General features: G+C 70.1%; 1 protein-coding gene. It reads right to left on the reverse strand.

The window, feature by feature from the left end; translation table 11 throughout:
• Window positions 1-25: 25 nt before the first annotated feature.
• Window positions 26-1,111: an IS110 family RNA-guided transposase gene (locus E1295_RS48120; RefSeq protein WP_132642091.1), complete on the reverse strand. Its 1,086-nt coding sequence runs from the start codon at window positions 1,109-1,111 to the stop codon at window positions 26-28.
• Window positions 1,112-1,358: the final 247 nt, after the last annotated feature.

Here is a 1,358-nt window from a genome sequence, read left to right on the forward strand (position 1 = left end):
GGATGCCCCTATGTTCGTCAAGTGGTCAGGCTGGGTCAGGAGCGTGGTCGGCTGTCGCTGCTTTGATCAATGCGTAGACCTCGCGGGCGACATAGCGTTTGAGGCAGCGGATGACCTCGCGGCGGGTCTTGCCCTCGGTGGTGCGCCGTTGCAGGTACGCGCGGGTGCGGTCGTCCCATCGCAGCCGGGTGAGGACGATGCGGTACAAGGCGGCGTTGGCCTGCCGGTCGCCGCCTCGGTTCAAGCGCCGGCGTTGGGACTTGCCGGACGATGCCTCCACCGGGCTGGCCCCGCACAGGGCGGCAAAGGAGCCCTCCTTCTCCAGCCGTTGCGGGTTGTCTCCGGCCGTGACCAGCAGGGCGGCGGCAGTGTCCGGGCCGATGCCCACGCGGTCCAGCAGGGCGGGGACGTGACGGCGGATCACCTCCTCCATCAGTTGCTCCAGGGCGTCGATCTCCTGCGACAGCGACTGGATGCGGGTGGCCAGCAGGCGCAGCACATAGAGGGTGGCGCTGTCGACGTCGGCCACCGGACCGACAGCCAGGTCGGCGCAGCGGCGGATCAGGGCCTTGGCCCCCAGGCCGTCGAAGGAGGCCCGCAGGCCGGGATCGGCCACCACCAAAGCGGCTCGCAGCTGGTTGATCGCCTGGGTCCGGGCCTTGACCGCCGATTCCTTGGTCCGGCGCAGCAGGCGGACCATCTCGACCGGCCCATCGCCGGACTTGGCGATGGCGGTGGCCCGACCCGACAGCACGGCGCGGGCGGCGGCCTCGGCATCCACCTCATCGGACTTACCCCGGCGGCGGCGGGCGGCCTTGTCCGGCTGGCTGACCTCGAAGACCTCCACGCCCTCGGCGGCCAGGACGCGGGCCAGCGCGGCCCCGTAGGAGCCGGTGCACTCCACTCCGGCCCGGCGCAGCACACCGAAGGATCGCGCCCAGGCCAGCAGCTGCGCATAGCCGTCCGAGCCGGTGGGAAAGCCGCTGCTGCCCAGCACGGATCCCATCTCGGTCAGCACGGCGGCCACATGGACGTCTTTATGCGTGTCGACGCCCAGGACCACCACTTGGCGGTCCGGGCCCGTGTGCACGAGCGTGCTGGTGTGCGGCATGCTGGTCATCGTGGTCCGGCTCCTGCTCGGCGTGGGGGCTGGTCAGCCGTCGTCGGGGCGGCAGGAGCGGTCAGAACTGTGACGGTGCTTTGTTCGCGGCAAGGCCCCTATCGAGACACGCTCCGACGCCCCGGTGACAGCGAGCACCACTTCGAAACCCCGGCCGACAGATCCAAGCCAAGACACCATGGTCTGTTCTCGCGCGAGTCAAGCCAGGGCTCGAAGCGGCACACCACCATCCTCACAG

It is taken from the genome of Nonomuraea mesophila (assembly GCF_004352805.1).
GTDB lineage: Bacteria > Actinomycetota > Actinomycetes > Streptosporangiales > Streptosporangiaceae > Nonomuraea > Nonomuraea longispora.

Coding starts and splice junctions, on each gene's coding strand:
- E1295_RS48120 (WP_132642091.1), bottom strand. CDS start 1,111: ATGCCGCACACCAGCACGCTCGTGCACACGGGCCCGGACCGCCAAGTG.